This is a genomic window from Haloarcula sp. CBA1131 (assembly GCF_008728975.1).
In the GTDB taxonomy this organism is placed as follows: domain Archaea; phylum Halobacteriota; class Halobacteria; order Halobacteriales; family Haloarculaceae; genus Haloarcula; species Haloarcula hispanica.
In genome coordinates this window covers 422297-437485 of record NZ_RPCY01000001.1, presented here as the reverse complement: position 1 = coordinate 437485, position 15189 = coordinate 422297, and the positions used below count along the sequence as shown (strand labels likewise).

Annotated in this window: 17 protein-coding genes and 1 tRNA gene; 10 read left to right on the top strand and 8 right to left on the bottom strand. The window is 63.6% G+C overall.

Going from position 1 to position 15189, the window contains the following annotated elements; genetic code table 11:
- Positions 1 to 154: 154 nt before the first annotated feature.
- On the bottom strand, positions 155 to 2332 hold the full coding sequence (locus Har1131_RS02295) for an ATP-dependent DNA helicase (protein ID WP_151144903.1): 2178 nt from the start codon (positions 2330 to 2332) through the stop codon (positions 155 to 157).
- Positions 2333 to 2409: 77 nt separating this feature from the next.
- Between Har1131_RS02295 and Har1131_RS02290 the strand changes: the two genes are divergently transcribed.
- Positions 2410 to 3162: a hypothetical protein gene (locus tag Har1131_RS02290; protein ID WP_050007180.1), complete on the top strand. Its 753-nt coding sequence runs from the start codon at positions 2410 to 2412 to the stop codon at positions 3160 to 3162.
- On the opposite strand, the gene Har1131_RS02285 is transcribed toward Har1131_RS02290, so the two are convergent.
- Complete coding sequence (locus tag Har1131_RS02285; RefSeq protein ID WP_014039049.1) at positions 3141 to 4112, bottom strand: cation diffusion facilitator family transporter; 972 nt, start codon at positions 4110 to 4112, stop codon at positions 3141 to 3143. The two genes, Har1131_RS02290 and Har1131_RS02285, sit on opposite strands and share 22 nt — an antisense overlap.
- Positions 4113 to 4178: 66 nt before the next feature.
- On the opposite strand from Har1131_RS02285, the gene Har1131_RS02280 reads away from it, so the two are divergent.
- Positions 4179 to 4688 carry a metallophosphoesterase gene (locus Har1131_RS02280; RefSeq protein WP_014039050.1) on the top strand — a complete coding sequence of 170 codons (510 nt, stop codon included), beginning with the start codon at positions 4179 to 4181 and terminating at the stop codon, positions 4686 to 4688.
- Between the two features lie 58 nt (positions 4689 to 4746).
- On the opposite strand, the gene Har1131_RS02275 is transcribed toward Har1131_RS02280, so the two are convergent.
- Positions 4747 to 5430: a helix-turn-helix domain-containing protein gene (locus Har1131_RS02275; RefSeq protein ID WP_050037291.1), complete on the bottom strand. Its 684-nt coding sequence runs from the start codon at positions 5428 to 5430 to the stop codon at positions 4747 to 4749.
- Between the two features lie 159 nt (positions 5431 to 5589).
- Here Har1131_RS02275 and Har1131_RS22450 point away from each other — a divergent pair, with 159 nt between their 5' ends.
- The 3 genes from Har1131_RS22450 to Har1131_RS02265 all read left to right on the top strand — a co-directional run bounded on the left by Har1131_RS22450 (position 5590) and on the right by Har1131_RS02265 (position 7460).
- On the top strand, positions 5590 to 5715 hold the full coding sequence (locus Har1131_RS22450; RefSeq protein ID WP_004959992.1) for a hypothetical protein: 126 nt from the start codon (positions 5590 to 5592) through the stop codon (positions 5713 to 5715).
- A 43-nt stretch (positions 5716 to 5758) separates the two neighbouring features.
- Complete coding sequence (locus Har1131_RS02270) at positions 5759 to 6850, top strand: aminopeptidase (protein ID WP_064288536.1); 1092 nt, start codon at positions 5759 to 5761, stop codon at positions 6848 to 6850.
- Between the two features lie 235 nt (positions 6851 to 7085).
- Entirely contained in the window at positions 7086 to 7460 is a 375-nt protein-coding gene (locus Har1131_RS02265; protein ID WP_008307173.1) for a YccF domain-containing protein, read from the top strand.
- Positions 7461 to 7463: 3 nt separating this feature from the next.
- Here the strand turns inward: Har1131_RS02265 and Har1131_RS02260 are convergent, their stop codons facing one another.
- Positions 7464 to 7979 (bottom strand): CNNM domain-containing protein, encoded by a 516-nt coding sequence (locus Har1131_RS02260; RefSeq protein WP_014039053.1) that lies wholly within the window; start codon positions 7977 to 7979, stop codon positions 7464 to 7466.
- Between the two features lie 107 nt (positions 7980 to 8086).
- Between Har1131_RS02260 and Har1131_RS02255 the strand changes: the two genes are divergently transcribed.
- Positions 8087 to 8407 carry a hypothetical protein gene (locus tag Har1131_RS02255; RefSeq protein ID WP_050037292.1) on the top strand — a complete coding sequence of 107 codons (321 nt, stop codon included), beginning with the start codon at positions 8087 to 8089 and terminating at the stop codon, positions 8405 to 8407.
- On the opposite strand, the gene Har1131_RS02250 is transcribed toward Har1131_RS02255, so the two are convergent.
- Positions 8408 to 9244 carry a hypothetical protein gene (locus Har1131_RS02250; RefSeq protein WP_014039055.1) on the bottom strand — a complete coding sequence of 279 codons (837 nt, stop codon included), beginning with the start codon at positions 9242 to 9244 and terminating at the stop codon, positions 8408 to 8410.
- Positions 9245 to 9345: 101 nt separating this feature from the next.
- Positions 9346 to 10374, bottom strand: coding sequence for a radical SAM protein (locus tag Har1131_RS02245; RefSeq protein WP_151144899.1), 1029 nt, complete (start codon positions 10372 to 10374; stop codon positions 9346 to 9348).
- 125 nt (positions 10375 to 10499) lie between these two features.
- Here Har1131_RS02245 and Har1131_RS02240 point away from each other — a divergent pair, with 125 nt between their 5' ends.
- The 4 genes from Har1131_RS02240 to Har1131_RS02225 all read left to right on the top strand — a co-directional run bounded on the left by Har1131_RS02240 (position 10500) and on the right by Har1131_RS02225 (position 12598).
- On the top strand, positions 10500 to 11000 hold the full coding sequence (locus tag Har1131_RS02240) for a phosphate-starvation-inducible PsiE family protein (protein WP_014039058.1): 501 nt from the start codon (positions 10500 to 10502) through the stop codon (positions 10998 to 11000).
- Between the two features lie 45 nt (positions 11001 to 11045).
- Positions 11046 to 12143, top strand: coding sequence for a DUF373 family protein (locus Har1131_RS02235; protein WP_151144896.1), 1098 nt, complete (start codon positions 11046 to 11048; stop codon positions 12141 to 12143).
- Positions 12143 to 12439 (top strand): hypothetical protein, encoded by a 297-nt coding sequence (locus Har1131_RS02230; RefSeq protein WP_014039060.1) that lies wholly within the window; start codon positions 12143 to 12145, stop codon positions 12437 to 12439. Before Har1131_RS02235 ends, Har1131_RS02230 begins: the two co-directional genes overlap by 1 nt.
- Before the next feature lie 54 nt (positions 12440 to 12493).
- Positions 12494 to 12598 (top strand) — tRNA-Arg (locus Har1131_RS02225).
- Between the two features lie 593 nt (positions 12599 to 13191).
- Here Har1131_RS02225 and Har1131_RS02220 read toward each other — a convergent pair.
- On the bottom strand, positions 13192 to 13554 hold the full coding sequence (locus Har1131_RS02220; protein ID WP_014039061.1) for a group 1 truncated hemoglobin: 363 nt from the start codon (positions 13552 to 13554) through the stop codon (positions 13192 to 13194).
- A 133-nt stretch (positions 13555 to 13687) separates the two neighbouring features.
- Complete coding sequence (locus Har1131_RS02215; protein ID WP_151144892.1) at positions 13688 to 15151, bottom strand: hypothetical protein; 1464 nt, start codon at positions 15149 to 15151, stop codon at positions 13688 to 13690.
- Positions 15152 to 15189 lie beyond the last annotated feature (38 nt).

Below are 15189 nucleotides of genomic sequence, written 5' to 3'. Positions count from 1 at the left end.
CGGTGTGGGTCAGGGCTTCGGCGGCGGCCCGTCGTAGGCGTCGGCATCCACCTTTTTCAGCATCACCGTTCCTCACTCGCTCCGCTCGTTGCGGGACGGTTCCTGGAAAAACGTGGGCGAAACTGCTCGCCGATGGCGACCGATATACAGTTCCCTACGGCTTCGGCGGCGGCCCGTCGTAGGCGTCCATGTCCTGATAGAAGTTCAGCATCGCGAACTTGAGCTTCTCGGGGCCGATATCGACCATCTCGCGGCGCTCCTCGGGCGGAAAAGTTCCGCGAACGGCGTAGTCGTGCATCTCCATCTCGGCGGCTTCAGTGTAGCGCTTGTCCAGCAGGATGCGCGCGCCGAAGTCGTCCGGCGAGCGGACCACGCGACCGAGGGCCTGTCTGGTCTTGCGGACGGTCGGAATTTCGACGGCGTAGCGCCAGCCGGCATCGTCCTCGCCATCGCCGAAGGTCGTGTCGTAGGCGTCCTGCACGGCGTCCATGCGGTCGTCGAGATGGGGGTAGGGAACGCCGACGACCACGACCGTCCGGGCGTCGTCGCCGTCGTAGCTCACGCCCTCGCCGAGCGTCCCCCACAGCGAGGTGTAGAGGACGCCGTTGTCGCCGTCGGTAAAGGCCTCTCGGAGGTCACGCGCCTGCGTGCCCGGTTCGTCCAGGTACCGGGTCGCGCTCACGGCGGTCATGTCGTGGTAGCGCTCGGCCTCGCTGTAGGAGGGACAGAACACGAGTGTGTTGCCGGGGGTGAACCGGACAATGTCTTCGAGTGTGCGGGCGATGCGTTGCTGGGTCTGTGGGTCGTCCCGCTCGCTGGAAAACAGCGCGGGGCCGTCGACGGCGTAGGTTCGGCGGCGGTCCTCGGGGAACTGCGCGCCGTAGGCCATCGTCACCGGGTCGTCGACGCCGACGACGTTCTCGGTCACGTCGAAGGGGCGGAGCGTGGCGCTCATCAGCACCGCCGCGTGCAGGTCCTCGAACAGGTCGCGGGTGACTTCTTCGGGGATGCAGGTGTACAGCTCCGCGCGGCCGTACACGTCGTCGGTCGACTCGTCGCGGCGGATGCTGACCACGGGATACTGGCCGGTCTCGTCCGATTCGTCGAGCCAGTCGGCGATGAAGCCGGCGGCCTGGAGGGTCTGGCACTCCTTCCTGGTGTCCAGATCGCCCTCTTTGAACGCCTTCTGGTAGCGGGCGTCGAGGTCTCGACCGAGTTCCAGTGCGCGGTCCAGTTCCTCGTGGAAGCCGGGGCCGGTGTACCCCTGGAGGAAGGCAAGCGTCAGGTCGTCCTTCCGGTCGTCGTTGGCGATGGTGATGTCGTCCCAGTGCTCGTCGACGGCCGCGCGTGCGCCGAACTCGAAGGAGTCCTCGTAGGCCTCGACGAGCGCGTCCCGGAACGTTTCGATGACGTTGGCCGCGGCGTCCGTTCGGGCGTCCTCCTCGCTGTCGAGTTCTTCCAGCGCCTGGTCGAGCGTGTTCTCGGTGAGCGTCCGCCGGGCGTGGTCGCGGGCAGCCGACTCGACGTTGTGGGCCTCGTCGAAGACGGCGATAATGTCTTCGGGGTCGCGGCCGATCCAGTTGAAGAACTGCTCGCGGATGGTCGGGTCCAGCAGGTGGTGGTAGTTACAGACGACGAGGTCGACGCCGTCCATCCCCTCTTTCAGCAGTTCGTAGCCACACAGCCCCTGCTGGTGGGCGTACTCGTACACATCGTCGGGCGTCCGAACGTCGTCGAACAGCCACGCGTAGAACTCGCTGGTGTCGACGGTGAGGTTCCGGTAGTAGTGGTCGCAGGTCGACCGCTCGGTTTCGATCTCCTCGCGCTCGTCTTGCAGGTCCCGGAGCTCCTCGACGACGGCGTTGCGGGCCTCCATCGCCTCGCTGCTGCCCGCCTGGCCGTCCGAGAGCAGTTCCCCCTCGCGCTGTTCCAGCTCGGCGATGTCGCTCTCGACTTCGACCAGGTCACGGGTCGTGTCCCGCAGCGCCTGACACTCCTCGTAGTCCACGTCAATGTGACACATCGACCCTTTTCCTCGGAAGACGACCGCTCGCAGTCGCTCCTGGTCGGTAATCGCTCTGGCGTCCTCGACGAACTGGCGCATCTGCTGATGGACGTTCGTCGTGATGACGACGGTCTTGCCCGTCTCGCGGGCGTGTTCCAGCGCGGGGACCAGCGAGGCGAGCGTCTTGCCGGTCCCGCAGGCCCCTTCGAACAGCACATCCCGGCCCTCGTCGAGGGCGTCGTATATCGTTCCCATCGCCTCCTGCTGATGGTCGTACGGCTCCTCGAAGGGGAAAAACCGCATGTAGCCGTCGTCCGTCGTTGCCACGTACTCTCGATTGGCCGTTCACCGGCAAAAGGGTTCGGCCCCACAGCTACTTGCCGCGAGCGCCCCTTCTGAAGCACATGTGGCGTGTCGCGCTCACTGTCGCCATCGCGCTTCTCGCGGGCTGTTCCGGCCTCTTTTCGGCCGGGTCGACAGCGGACGGCGGCGACCCGGTGACGCCAGCGCCCGTCCCCACTAGCTCGCCGGACGCGACAGTGACAGTCCCGACTAGCAACGGAACCGTCGACGTGGGCCGACTACTGGACCGTCACCAGCAGGCGCTTTCGACCCGGAGCTTCCACCGCCACGTCGAACAGGCGGGGCCACAGAACACGCTCGACGTCTGGGTAGACCGTGAGCGAGAGGTCCAGCGCGTCAGACGTCGGTTCGGTCCGATATCGGACGATGTGATCCTCGCCAACGGGACGGTGTACACCAACGTCCGAGACGATCCTGATACGCCGTACGCCACCACGCCCGCGACACCGAACACCTCGCTGGTCACCTCGACAGCCGGGAGTAATCTGCTCCGACAACTCCTGTCGAATACCGAGTATCGGCAGGTGGATTCCGTCCAGTGGAACGGACGACCGGTCGCTGTTCTGGCCGTGACGGATACGGTCGAGACGCCGATTGGCGAGAACGAGTCCGAAATCGGGCGGTCGCGGCTGTACGTCGACCGACAGGGGGTAATCAGATACGTCGAACACACCGAACGTCGACCGGACCGGCCGGACATCGATACGACAGTGACGGTCACGACCGACACCGAGCGCGTCCCGATTCCGTGGTGGCTCGAAGACAGCGACCCCTACGACTCCGGCTCGATGTAGACTTTCCTGATGTCGCCGTTAGTGTCCTGCATCGCTGATTCGAGGGTCGTTATCTCGTCGTCCATCGACTCAGTATCGAGTGCCGGGTCGAACTGTAGGTCCGCGAAGACGATGACCTCGTTCGGCCCGAAGTAGACCGTCCGGAAGCCGATGATCTCCGTCACGTTCTCGTTCTGCATGATGACGTCACGGAGTCGCTGTTCCTCGTCCGTCGGGAGGCTTTCCCCCAGGAGGAGGCGCTTGTTCTCCCAGGCCAGGGCCAGGGCGAAGCCCATCAGCATAATCCCGATGAGCAGCGCGGAGATCCGGTCGAAAAACGGGTTGCCGGTCTGCTGTTCGAGGAACAGGCCGACCAGCGCGATGACGATGCCTGCCAGCGCGATGGTGTCCTCAGTGAGCGCGGTCAGCGTCGTCACGTCGCTGGTCTTGCGGAACGCCTCGCGGTAGCCCGACCAGTCGTTCCGGTCGATCTGGCGTTTCATTTCGGCGCGGGCCTTTATCAGCGCGTACGTCTCGAACACGAACGCGCCGAGGAGGACGGTGTAGTTGACCCACAGCGGGTCCAGCCACGCCGGCGGCTGGAAGGAGATGAATAGGAACTCGACTGCCTCCCCGGCGTGTCCACCGCCGCCGTGCCCGCCGGCGGTCAGTTGGTTGTAGCCGTGTTTCGCGCTCTCCCAGCCGGCGATGCCGAACAGGAACACGGAGACGAGAAAACTGTAGAAGAACTGCGCCTTGCCGTAGCCAAAGGGGTGGCGACGGTCCCGCTCCCGCTCGCTGAACCGAATCCCGATGAGCAAGAACACCTGGTTTCCGGTGTCTGAGATGCTGTGGTACGTTTCCGACAGCATCGCGGCACTCCCGGTAAGGAGGAAGCCGAAGAACTTCAGAATCGCAATCGCGCCGTTGGCTATCAGTGCGGCGATGACGACTGATTTGCTCCCTGCCATTATTTTTCCGTCACATCCATCACGCAAAATGCTTCTGGATTTATACCTGGCTCCGTTACCGGCGGTATGCTCACTGTCATCTCAGATACGCACGGGACGGACGACCATCGACTGTCAGGTCGGACGCTTGATGCTGTCCGCGAGGCCGACCACGTTCTCCACGCGGGCGATTTCATGACCGAGCGGGTCCTCGATGCTATCGACGCCGAATGCGACGAACTGACCGGCGTCGTCGGGAACAACGATAGACCGGCGGTCCGCGCCCGCCTCCCCGACGTTGCGACCGTCTCCTGGGAGGGGCTGACCATCGTCGTTGTCCACGGCCACGAGCACACCGAAACCGCCCTCGGGATGCTGGCTCGGCAGGAAAACGCCGATATCGTCGTCGTCGGACACTCGCACAAACCCGTACTGACTGATTTCGGCGGCTGGACGCTGGTCAACCCGGGCAGTTATGCGGACCCGCGGCGCTATCAGCCGGCCCACGCGGAACTGGATGTGATGGCCGGTGACGTTCGCGTCCGTCTCCGCTCCCCGGATGGCACGCCGATATCGACGACTATCGTCGAACGGTGAGACAGTTACACGGTAACTTTCCGTCAAAAGCTCGCGTCACAGTGAACCGAATCGGCGGCTACTGGCGCATGTACCACAGCGCCGCCATGCCTGCAATGACGAACGCGCCGCCGGCGAAGAACGCCAGTCCCGGCGGAATCACAGCAGCGGCGGCTTCAGCGCCGCCCTGTGCGGCGGTGTCGAGCGCACCCGCAGTGGCCTCGAAGCCGCCGTCCGTCACGGTAGCGTTCTCGGCGTAGAGACTCGGATTCCGGGGGTCAGTGTCCGCACTCCCGGAGGACACTGTCGGGCCACCGAACAGCGACCCAAGTCCGCTCCCGAACACCTGCTGGACCAGCAGACTGGCGAAGCCGATGATCGCGAGCCCGCCGATAATGTTCGCTAGCGCCGCCCGCAGCCCCGACGTCTCCTGTTCATCGCCGGCACAGATAACGAGCGGCTGGTTGGCCGGCGCGAACACGTCCATCTCGCGCCCCTTCTCGGAGTAGGCCGTATCGACGACCTCGACCGCACCGGCGTTTTTGAGCTTCTTCAGATGGTACTGTGCGTTTTGCAGCGACGTATCGACCCGGTCAGCCAGCTCCGACGGCGGTGCTGGCTCCTTGTTTAGCTCTGACAGTAAGTTGCGCGCGGTCTCTGCCGAGAGTGCCGACAGCACGTCGTCCGCATCATCACTGTCGACACCGATTACTCGGGGTTCGGCGTCCGGGGTCGCCGGGTCCCGAGAGGGCAGCAACGACATGACTATCTGTATGTTCTATGGGATTATGAGTCTTTGCCAAAGCACAGTGATCGTTGTAGCTATCGGTCAAACCCGTATTTTACCCTCCGATATCGACCGGTAGACGCCCGAAGGCGGGTCTCCCGAAAGGACTTTCATGTCGGCTCGACAACCGCCGGTATGGCTGACCTGCTCACCTACGCGCTCCTCGCTGCTGTGCTCCTGTTTTTCTTCTTTATGTATCTGATGCTCCGGCGGACCTTCCAGGGATTCAAAGAAGGGTTCCAGCAGAGCAAGAAGAAGTAGCCGGGAGGGTAACGGTTAGGGGCCGTCGGTGGTGCCTATCTGTATGGACCCACGTATTCGCGAACACGCAGAAGTCATCGTCGACCACTCTATCGACCTGAGCGAAGGCGACAACCTCGTTATCGACGCCCACCCGCAGGCTTCGGACCTCGTCACCGCGCTACACGAGTTCGCCGCTGACCGCGGCGCGAACCCGCTCGTTGTGCAGAACCGCCTCGGCGAGCGGTTCCGGCGCGCCTACCTCCGCAACCGGGACGAGTTCGAGACGCCGAGCCACATCGAGGCGCTGTACGAGGAGATGGACGCGTACATCGCTATCAAGGGCAGCGACAACGTCACCGAGACCAGCGATGTCGACCCCGAAACGACAGCCGCCTACCAGCAGTCCCAGCAGCCACTCTTGAACGAGCGGCTCTCGAAGACCTGGTGTCTCACCCAGTACCCCGCGCCCGCGAACGCCCAGCTCGCCCAGACCTCCACAGAGGGGTACGAGAACTTCGTCTGGGACGCCGTCCTCAAAGACTGGGACGCCGTTCGCGAGCACCAGGCACAGATGGTCGAGATACTCGACCCCGCTGAGGAGGTACGCATTGTCTCGGGAGAGACGACCGACGTGACGATGTCTATCGCCGGCAACGAGACGCTCAACGATTACGGCGAGAAGAACCTGCCCGGCGGTGAGGTGTTCACTGCGCCAGTCTCCGACAGCGTCGAGGGCGAGGTGCTGTTCGACAAGCCGCTGTACCATCAGGGCCGGGAAGTGACCGACGTCTTCCTCCGCTTCGAGGACGGCGAAGTCGTCGAGCACAGCGCCGCCAAGAACGAGGACCTCCTGACAGAGGTGTTGTCGACTGATGACGGTGCGAGCCGACTCGGCGAACTGGGTATCGGAATGAACCGGGATATCGACCAGTTCTCCTACAATATGCTGTTCGATGAAAAGATGGGTGACACCGTTCATATGGCGGTAGGGCGAGCCTACGACGAGACGGTTGGCGAGGACAACGAGCAAAACGAATCGGCCGTCCACGTCGACATGATCGTCGACATGAGCGAGGACTCGTTCATCGAAGTCGACGGCGAAGTCGTGCAGCGGAACGGGACGTTCGTCTTCGAAGACGGGTTCGAGGTCTGAGTACTGACCGCGAACGGAGTGAGCGGCTTTTTTCATCGACGTTTTTCAAGGAGCGGTCGCCAGCGGCGACCCGACGCCGAAAAAGGTCGGTGCAAGTCGTGCAGCGGAACGGGACGTTCGTCTTCGAAGACGGGTTCGAAGCGTAACGCCGGACCCACACTGTGTGGCTGGCTCGGTTTCTGTCCTCACACACCGGACAGGAAGCTTATGATGCCGGCCGGGGTAGGTTCCAGGTATGAGTGAACAGCGGTCCCTCCTCGTTCGGGCGGTGTGGTTTCTGCTCGTCGGCTGGTGGGTCACTGGCATCTGGCTCTCGGTCGCGTGGCTACTGAACGTCACGATCATCGGCATCCCGCTGGGCATCAAGATGATAAACAGGGTACCGCTCGTGCTGACGCTCAAGCGACGCGACCGACTCGTCACAGAGACCGACGGTGGCTCGCAACACTCGCTGCTCGTCCGCGCGGTCTGGTTCGTCTTCGTCGGCTGGTGGGCCAGCGGCGTCTGGACCGGCGTCGCGTACGCGCTATCGGTGACGATCATCGGTCTCCCGCTGGCGATCTGGATGTACAACAAACTGCCGTTCGTCGTCTCTCTGTACCAGTACTGACGGTCAGTCCAGGTACGGCTTCTCGATGTCGGTTTCGACGGGAATGAGGGCGTTTATGCGACTGGTAATGCCATCGAACAACGTGATAAGCGGGGAGAGCACGCGCTCGACGATCCGGACCGGCGATGCGACAGTCAGTGCCCATTTCTGTGCGTTGCCGAGGCCGAACGCCTTCGGCACGATCTCGCCGAAGATCAGGATGAGGAAGCTGGTGACGACCGTGGTTGCAACGACCGCCGGCCCCGGGGAGAGATAGCTCGCGACGAGGACGGTGATGATGCTCGAAATCGCGATGTTGACGATGTTGTTGCCGACTAGCAGCGTCACCAACAGGCGGTGTGGGTTGTCGTACAGTTCCTCCAGCACCTTGGCCTGTCGGTCGCCCGTCGCCGCCTGTTGTGCTATCCAGTCCTTCTGTAGCGAGAACACCGCGATTTCCGAGCTCGAAAAGAACGCGCTCAACCCGAGGAGCAAGACCACGGCGAGCCCGCCACCGATTGCCACGATAGGGTCACTCACAGCCTGTCTTCAGCGAGACGGGACAAGAAGGCGTCGACGCGGCCTGACGGCCCGCAAGCCGACGGATGCGGCGAAGGATACTCGACGTTCCAGCCCATTGTTACCGTATGTCGCTCGGCCAGGTGGAACTGGCGTTGCGCGTCATCGCTGGCCTGTTCGTTATCGTCGCGCCGACGCTGCTGTTTCTGGGGCTCTGGTGTGGCCTCGAAGCGATGCGTGACGACGAGCTCATCCAGCAGGTCCACCAGCGCGCCGAGATGCGGGACCAGTCGCCTACCAGAGCCGACTGGCCAGTCGACACGCTCACCGACGACGAGGCGTCACCGCTGTCGGAGACCAATATGTCGGTCGTGACCTGTGGCACCTGCGGTACGCCGAACATGCAAGACGCCTCCTACTGTCAGGAGTGTCTCACAGAACTGGAGTAGTCAGTCTAATCTGTCGCTTTCGCCGACCTGAATCGCTATCGTCGGCTCGGGCCGCTCGGCGCTACAGTCGATGTCCCGCTCGATGGCGTACGTTTTTGGCTCCGTCCGGTTCGGGTCAATCGGCAACTCGGCGGTGACGGCGTAGGACTTCGTCGTCGAAGCGCCGATGGTGTCCTCGTCCCACTGGATATCGGTGTCTACGTACACGCTGTCCTGCGGGTGGTCTGTCGGCCCGACCAGACAGCCCGAAAGCGAGGGGAGGTCTAGCGCTCGCAGGAACGGTGACGGGTTCGATGCGGTAACGGCTCCGATTTCCGCCTCGATGTACGGGTACCTGTCCGGGGTCTCCGGCTCCGGGACCGACACGGTGACGGACTCGTTTGTCTGCACATCGTAGGTCACCCCGCCACTGAGCGCGTCGGCTCCCACGAGCACCCCGCTCACGACGAGCAGGCCGCCGAGCGCGACCGTCGCCGTTCGGCGCGACGGTGTCGGAATCCCTGCCCGGAGCGCGTAGCCGAGCCCGACGAACAGTCCCGCCGACGCGGCGAGCAACAGGAACGTGCCAGTTTCACCCGGCGAATACCGAACAACGACGTAGCCGGCGAACACGACGTAGGTTACGCCACTGAGAGCGAAGGCTACGACGTCAAGCACGTCCCGTTCGAGGGCCACGCCCGCAACGAACAGCGCAACAAAGCCCAGCAACAGCAGCGCCGCTTTCACCGTTATCGAGAGATCAAACACGACGTCCCGGACGAAATACAGGAGCGCCGCCGCGGCGAACAGAATACCGAGTGCGTACAGGAGTTTCCCGCTGTCGATAGCCAGGCGCATGGAGGGTCACCGGCATTTCTCTTAGCTGATAGATAAAGCCACGGCTGGACAGCACAGGCCTGTGTGATGCAGAAACCGGACAGAAAAACAGAACCCTGGTCTCAGTCGTCAGCCGTTGCCCGTCCAGCGTCAGCACCGTTGGACAGCGGCGTCCGCTCGACGACCGTCCCGTCGTAGGTCGGGTACTGCTCGACGATTTCGCCCTTCTCGACGTCACCTTCCTCGACCATCTCCTCCAGCAGCCACCAGGCGAGTTCGACGTGCTCGGATTTGACGGTGTAGTACTCTTCGGGGACGCCGAGGGTTTCAAGCCGAGCCTCGGAGGTCCAGGCCTTCCCGTAGACGAGCGTCCCGTCGTCGGTCACGTCGTCGAACGGGCGGCGGATGTTGCGCGCCATCCGCTTGAGCCGCGAGCGGTGCTGGGCGGCGTCTTTGAACACGCTCGTACAGAAGTACACCTTCTCGTGGTCGCCCATCTTCTCCAGGATGTCGTGGGACCCCTCGACGGCGCTCATGTGGTCCTCTTTCAGTTCGAAGCCCTCCTCCTGCATCCGGCGGTAGTTCCCGTCGGACATCTCGAACTCGTTGATGTTACAGAAGTCGGCCGCGCCCTCGTCGAGGAACTCGAGGAACTCCTCCTCGGCGCGGATACCGGGAATCTCGAAGGCGGGTGTCAGCCCCTCCTCGCGGGCGATGTAGAGGATGTCCTCCCACTCGGTCCCGTGGAGGTCGCCCCACTGCTCTAGAGGCGGGTGGAAGCGGATCTCGTCGAGGCCGGCTTCCGAGAGGCGGCGCATGTTCTCGCGGCCGCCGGGGATACCGGTGTAGAGGTGCGTGTGGTGGTCCTCGCCGAACTCGTCTTTCAGCAGTTCCAGGTAGTGACAGGTCCGGTCGAGCACTTCCTGGGGTTCGCCGCCGGTGATCGATGTGCCGAGCGCGCTCATGCGCTTGGCCTCCTCGATGACGTCCGCGTCGTCCTCGACGGGACGCTCGTTGGCGTACATCTGGGTGACGTTCTTGCGGTTTTCCCCGAGGGGACAGTAGAAGCAGTCTCGCTGGTCGCAGTAGCCGTAGACGAACAGCACCATCTTGCCGCCTTTGGCGCACTGTTCGCAGCCCTCGGAAATCATTACCTGTAAACACCGCTCCCAGCGGGAAAAAGCGTGCGCATCGGCTCGTGAGTGAGATGAGACAACATGGGTGGGCCACGCCAGATAGGGACCGCTTTGAATGGGCTGGGGGCCGTCTCATATGTATGGATGACGAGGAGTCCGACCCCGTGGGCGGGCCGCTGCCCGCAGCGGAGTCGTTCGACGACAGGGTTCTTGGGGTTAGCGAGTCGCTCATCCGGTACGTCGAAGTCGTCGCAGCGCTGGTGCTGGTCCTGCTCTTTGCCATCGGCGTCTTCGACCTAACCCTCCAGATATTCCAGAGCGCGCTCCGCGGCGATATCACCGACCCACTGGTCGTCGTCGGCTTCATCGACACGGCCCTGCTCCTCTTTATCATCGTCGAGGTGTACCAGACCGTCGTCGCGTACACGCAGGAAAGTGAAACCCGACGTATCGTTCGCCTAGTCATCTACACGGGCGTCATCGCAATGGTCCGGAAGGCTATCATCTTCCGCACCGGTGAGTACAGCTCCGAACAGGCCGCGCTCACCGCCGCAGCGGCGTACACGCTCATCATTCTGGGGCTCGCCGCGCTGTTGCTCGTCGAGCGGCGGACCCGCGGGACGCTGCCTGAATCAGGGTGAGGCGGTCCCGAAAGAAGTTAAACACAGACGGCGTAGCGCCGATAGATGCTGCTGGTGCTGTGTATCGACCTCGACGACGACCTCGGCCGCAAGACCGGCATCGAGACGCCAGTCATCGGGCGCGATGCCGTCGTAGATGCAGCGGTGGCGCTGGCCTCGAACGACCCGGAGGACTCCGACGTGAACGTCCTCTTCGAGGGCGTCCACATCTACGACGACATCACCGACGAACCGGTCGAAGTCGCGGCCGTCACCGGTGTCGACGGGAGCGACGTGGCCGCCAACCGGGCGGTCGGCGAGGAGGTCGATACCGTCCTCGCGTCGCTGGCGGCCAGCGAGGACGTGCGGGCGCTCCTCGTCACCGACGGCGCACAGGACGAATCCGTCGTCCCCGTCATCCGCTCGCGGGTCCGTATCGACGGCGTCCGCCGCGTCGTCGTCCGCCAGGCCCAGAACCTCGAATCGATGTACTACACCATCAAGCAGGTGCTCGACGATCCGGAGACCCGCGGCACAATTCTGGTCCCGCTTGGCATACTCCTGCTCATCTACCCGCTGACAATCGCCATCGAGGCGCTGGGCTACCCCGGCTCCGCGCTGGGTGTCATCTCTGGCCTGCTTGGGCTCTACATCCTCGCCCGGGGCCTCGGCGCTGAGAAGATACTGGACGAAGCGGTCGAGCGGACGACGTCCGGACTGTACGCCGGGCGCGTGACGATCATCACCTACGTCGTCGCGGCCGCGCTGCTCGCTATCGGCGGCGTCAGCGGCGTTCAGGAACTCGAACGCCAGACCGACCCCGACGCTCTGGAAGTCATCGCGTCGCTGGTTTCGGGAGCGATCCAGTGGTTCGCCGCCGCCGGCATCACCTCCAGCCTCGGCCGCGTGACCGACGAGTACCTCGACGGGAGCTTCCGCTGGCGGTATCTCAACGCCCCCTTCTACGTCCTGTCGATTGCCGCCGTGTTGCACGCCGTCAGCGCCTTCTTCCTCGGGATTCGGGATCTGGAGTACCTTGCGGTGATGCTCACCGGCGGGACCCTGCTTGGTCTGGTCAGCACGCTGGCCTTCGCCGTCGCGGAGGCCCGCTTCGACCACCCCGAACAGCACAATCAAGGCCCCGGCGGTCCCTCGTCCGAGTGATGTACGTCTCCCGTGCCGTCGAGAGCCTGCGTGCGGACCCAATCGAAGGCGAGCCTGTCGAGTTGCTTCTCGAAACGGCTGAGGATGCTGACCCCGACCGTGTCGCCGCGGCCGTGGCGGCCGCCGGCGCGACCGTCGAGCGCCACCTCCAGTTCGACGACCTGCTGGTCTCGACCACGCAGGACGAAATCGACGCCCTCTGTGAGCTGGACGGGCTGACCGCGATTCAGACCGGGAACGTCAACGCCATTACGACGGCTGATGACGTCGAAGAAGACCTCGACCACGGTGACTGACCGGCGATCGCGTTCCGCATTTCTTTTGTCACTACCGGAAGTACACGACAGCGAGGGCACGTAGCTCAGTCCGGATAGAGCGTCGGACTTCTATCTCCGCTGGCGCTGCCATCGGGGGAAGATATCCGACGGTCGTGGGTTCGAATCCCACCGTGCCCGTGAAGCCGCTGAACGATAGTGAAGCGTGCTGAACCGCAGCACGCAGGGGGATTCGAATCACGCCAGACCGAACGAAGTGAGGCCTGGCCTCGGGTGAGAATCCCACCATCCCGCCATCTCCGAATAAAAGCAACGTAGACAGCCACGCTACACGCCGAGGAGTCACATTCTCAAAACAACCAAGCGCGCCATCGGTCGCATTCCAGCGTCCCCCACAGTTCGCTGCCGGCTGACCGCTCTGAAAATGCCTGTCACCGCCCGTATGTCTCACCAGAACCAGTCTTTAGAATGTCGCAGTGAAGGGTGCACTACTGCCAATACCTAGTCGGCTCGCATGACCTGTCAGAGGCACGGAACCCGACTTGGGGGGATGGTATCAGTTTCGCACCCTCCACAACCATGGTTTTCCCGGCGAGACGTATGAAACAGCGACATTTTCACACCCAGCTATTGTTTTGAAAACACGGGTGAACCATCGGTACTGCTACTACTGGGACTGTGCCTGCTCACAGGGCCAGCCCTACAGCGACACCGAGCTGTTCCGGTCTCCGAACGGCTCCGGCGCTGTGTCTGAATGCGTCCGAACCCCGGTGCTACGCTTCTACGATGTCGTCTTCCATGGCAGCGACCTCAGTGAGAATCGCTTCGACGTCGTCGTCGGAGACGCCGTTCTCCCGGAGCGCGGCTTCGAGGTGGGTCGCGACGTTGGCGAACGCTTCTTCGGTGATTCCCATGCCTTCGTGGGCGGTCTGCATGTCATCGCCGTCGTAGTCGACCGGTCCGCCGGCGACGGCACTGATGAACTGCGCCTGGTGGCTGCGGAGCTGGTCCATGTCGGTCGCTTCGAAGTACGGGTCGAGTACCGGGTCGTCGAGCACCCGGTCGTAGAAGTCCGAGACCACCGCGTCTACCGCGTCGCGACCGCCGATCCGCTCGAAAATGGACTGTGATGCCATTGTCAGGTGACAGGTAAGCGGCCGGCATGACAGTTGTGGAAAAACATATTCGGCACAGAACGCCGCGTTAGCGCTCCGACGCGATGCGTGGCCTAGCGACGCTCTCAAAGTAGGCCAAGCGCTCATCGAAGCGCTACAGCCGTTTGCGCCGTCGCTGCCGACCGACCAGTACCACCGACAGTATGCCGAGCGTCCCGAGCATGGTCCACTCCCCGTGACGGTCGGTGACGGGCCGTGCGGTACCGACGCCGTGCTTGCCCTCGTCGTCGCCGCTGGTCGCTGTGGCCGGGCTGCTATCGACTGACGGCGCGAAATTCGCCTGCCGGTCGGTCGTATCCGCTACGCCGCTTCGCTGCAGGTCACGATCAGTGAGCGCGTCGGTCTGGACTGACGGCGCGGTGTCAGTGACAGCCTGTCGAACGAACGCGTCGAGGTCGTCCCCGGCGACAGCCGACACCGTCTCGGCGAACAGCCTGAGTGTAATTCGCTCGTCTCGCCGAGTCAGCCCGTCGAGGACCGCTTCGAACGTTCGGTTCCCGTCGGTCGCCTGCCGGAGGCGGGCGTCGATAGCCGCGACGACACGCGTTCCCTTGTGGTACTGCGCGCCCGGCCCGTCCCAGCTATCGGGCTGTGTCAGGTCAGCGGTTTCGTGGCGCTCGGTCGCAATCCTCTCATGAAACTGGTCTTTTTCGATACCGCTCGCGCTGTAGGTGAGCGCCGCGGTGTGATAGTCCGCGCTCCCCTCACTGAGCCAGTCCATCGCCGGTGTCGTCTCGAACGTCTCCCGGGTGTGGCGGTACTCGTGGACCCAGACGTTGACCGGGGAACGGACGGGTTCGCCGGCGTTGACGATGACATCCGACTCGCCGTTCGACGGGGAGTACCCGCCCGGTGCGAGTTCGTTCGGCGCGACGAACACGCGGATGTGGTCGTGATCCGTTCCGGCGGTCGAGGCACGCTTCGCGTGACTGATGGAGTCCAAGACGGCGGTTCGGTTGGGTCGCAGGTCCGCAGCCGCCGGGACAACGAGGGTGATTCGGTCCCCGTCGACTGTTCTGAGTTCTGTCTCGTGTGGGCCGATGTAGGCGGCCGTACGCCCGGCGACACCGTTCTGGCCAGGCGCGAGTACGAGCGACTCGTTCCATCTGGGCCGCGGCCCGGCGCGCCAGCGCCAGCGGGCACGCAGTGACACTTCCTGTCTGGCCAGCAGCGTCCAGTTGTCGGTGCCGGCGGTCCGCTGGCCGAACGTCGTCGAGAGTCCGACCGGCACAGTGTAGGTCAACTGTGCTGTCCTCGTATCGCCGCTGAGACGCCAGCGGTCGCCATCTGACCGGAGGCCGTCGGCTCGGAGGACTGTCGTCTCCGCCGGCGTCCGCACCGACAGTCCAGTGACGTGCCGTGGTCGCTCAATCGTCGCGGTCACCCGTACCCGACCGGTCTGGGTCGGCTCTCTGTCGATTGCGTACCGGACATCAATCGAACTATCGCTGTCGCTGGTGCCGATTTGTGCCGGTGGACTCGACTCGACACCGAGGGCGACTGGAGACGTGCAAACCAGAAGCAGGCAAACCAGCCCTGCCGACATCTGCGTTCTCATAGCTCTGGGCGCTGCCGAATGCTACGCGACAACCAGCG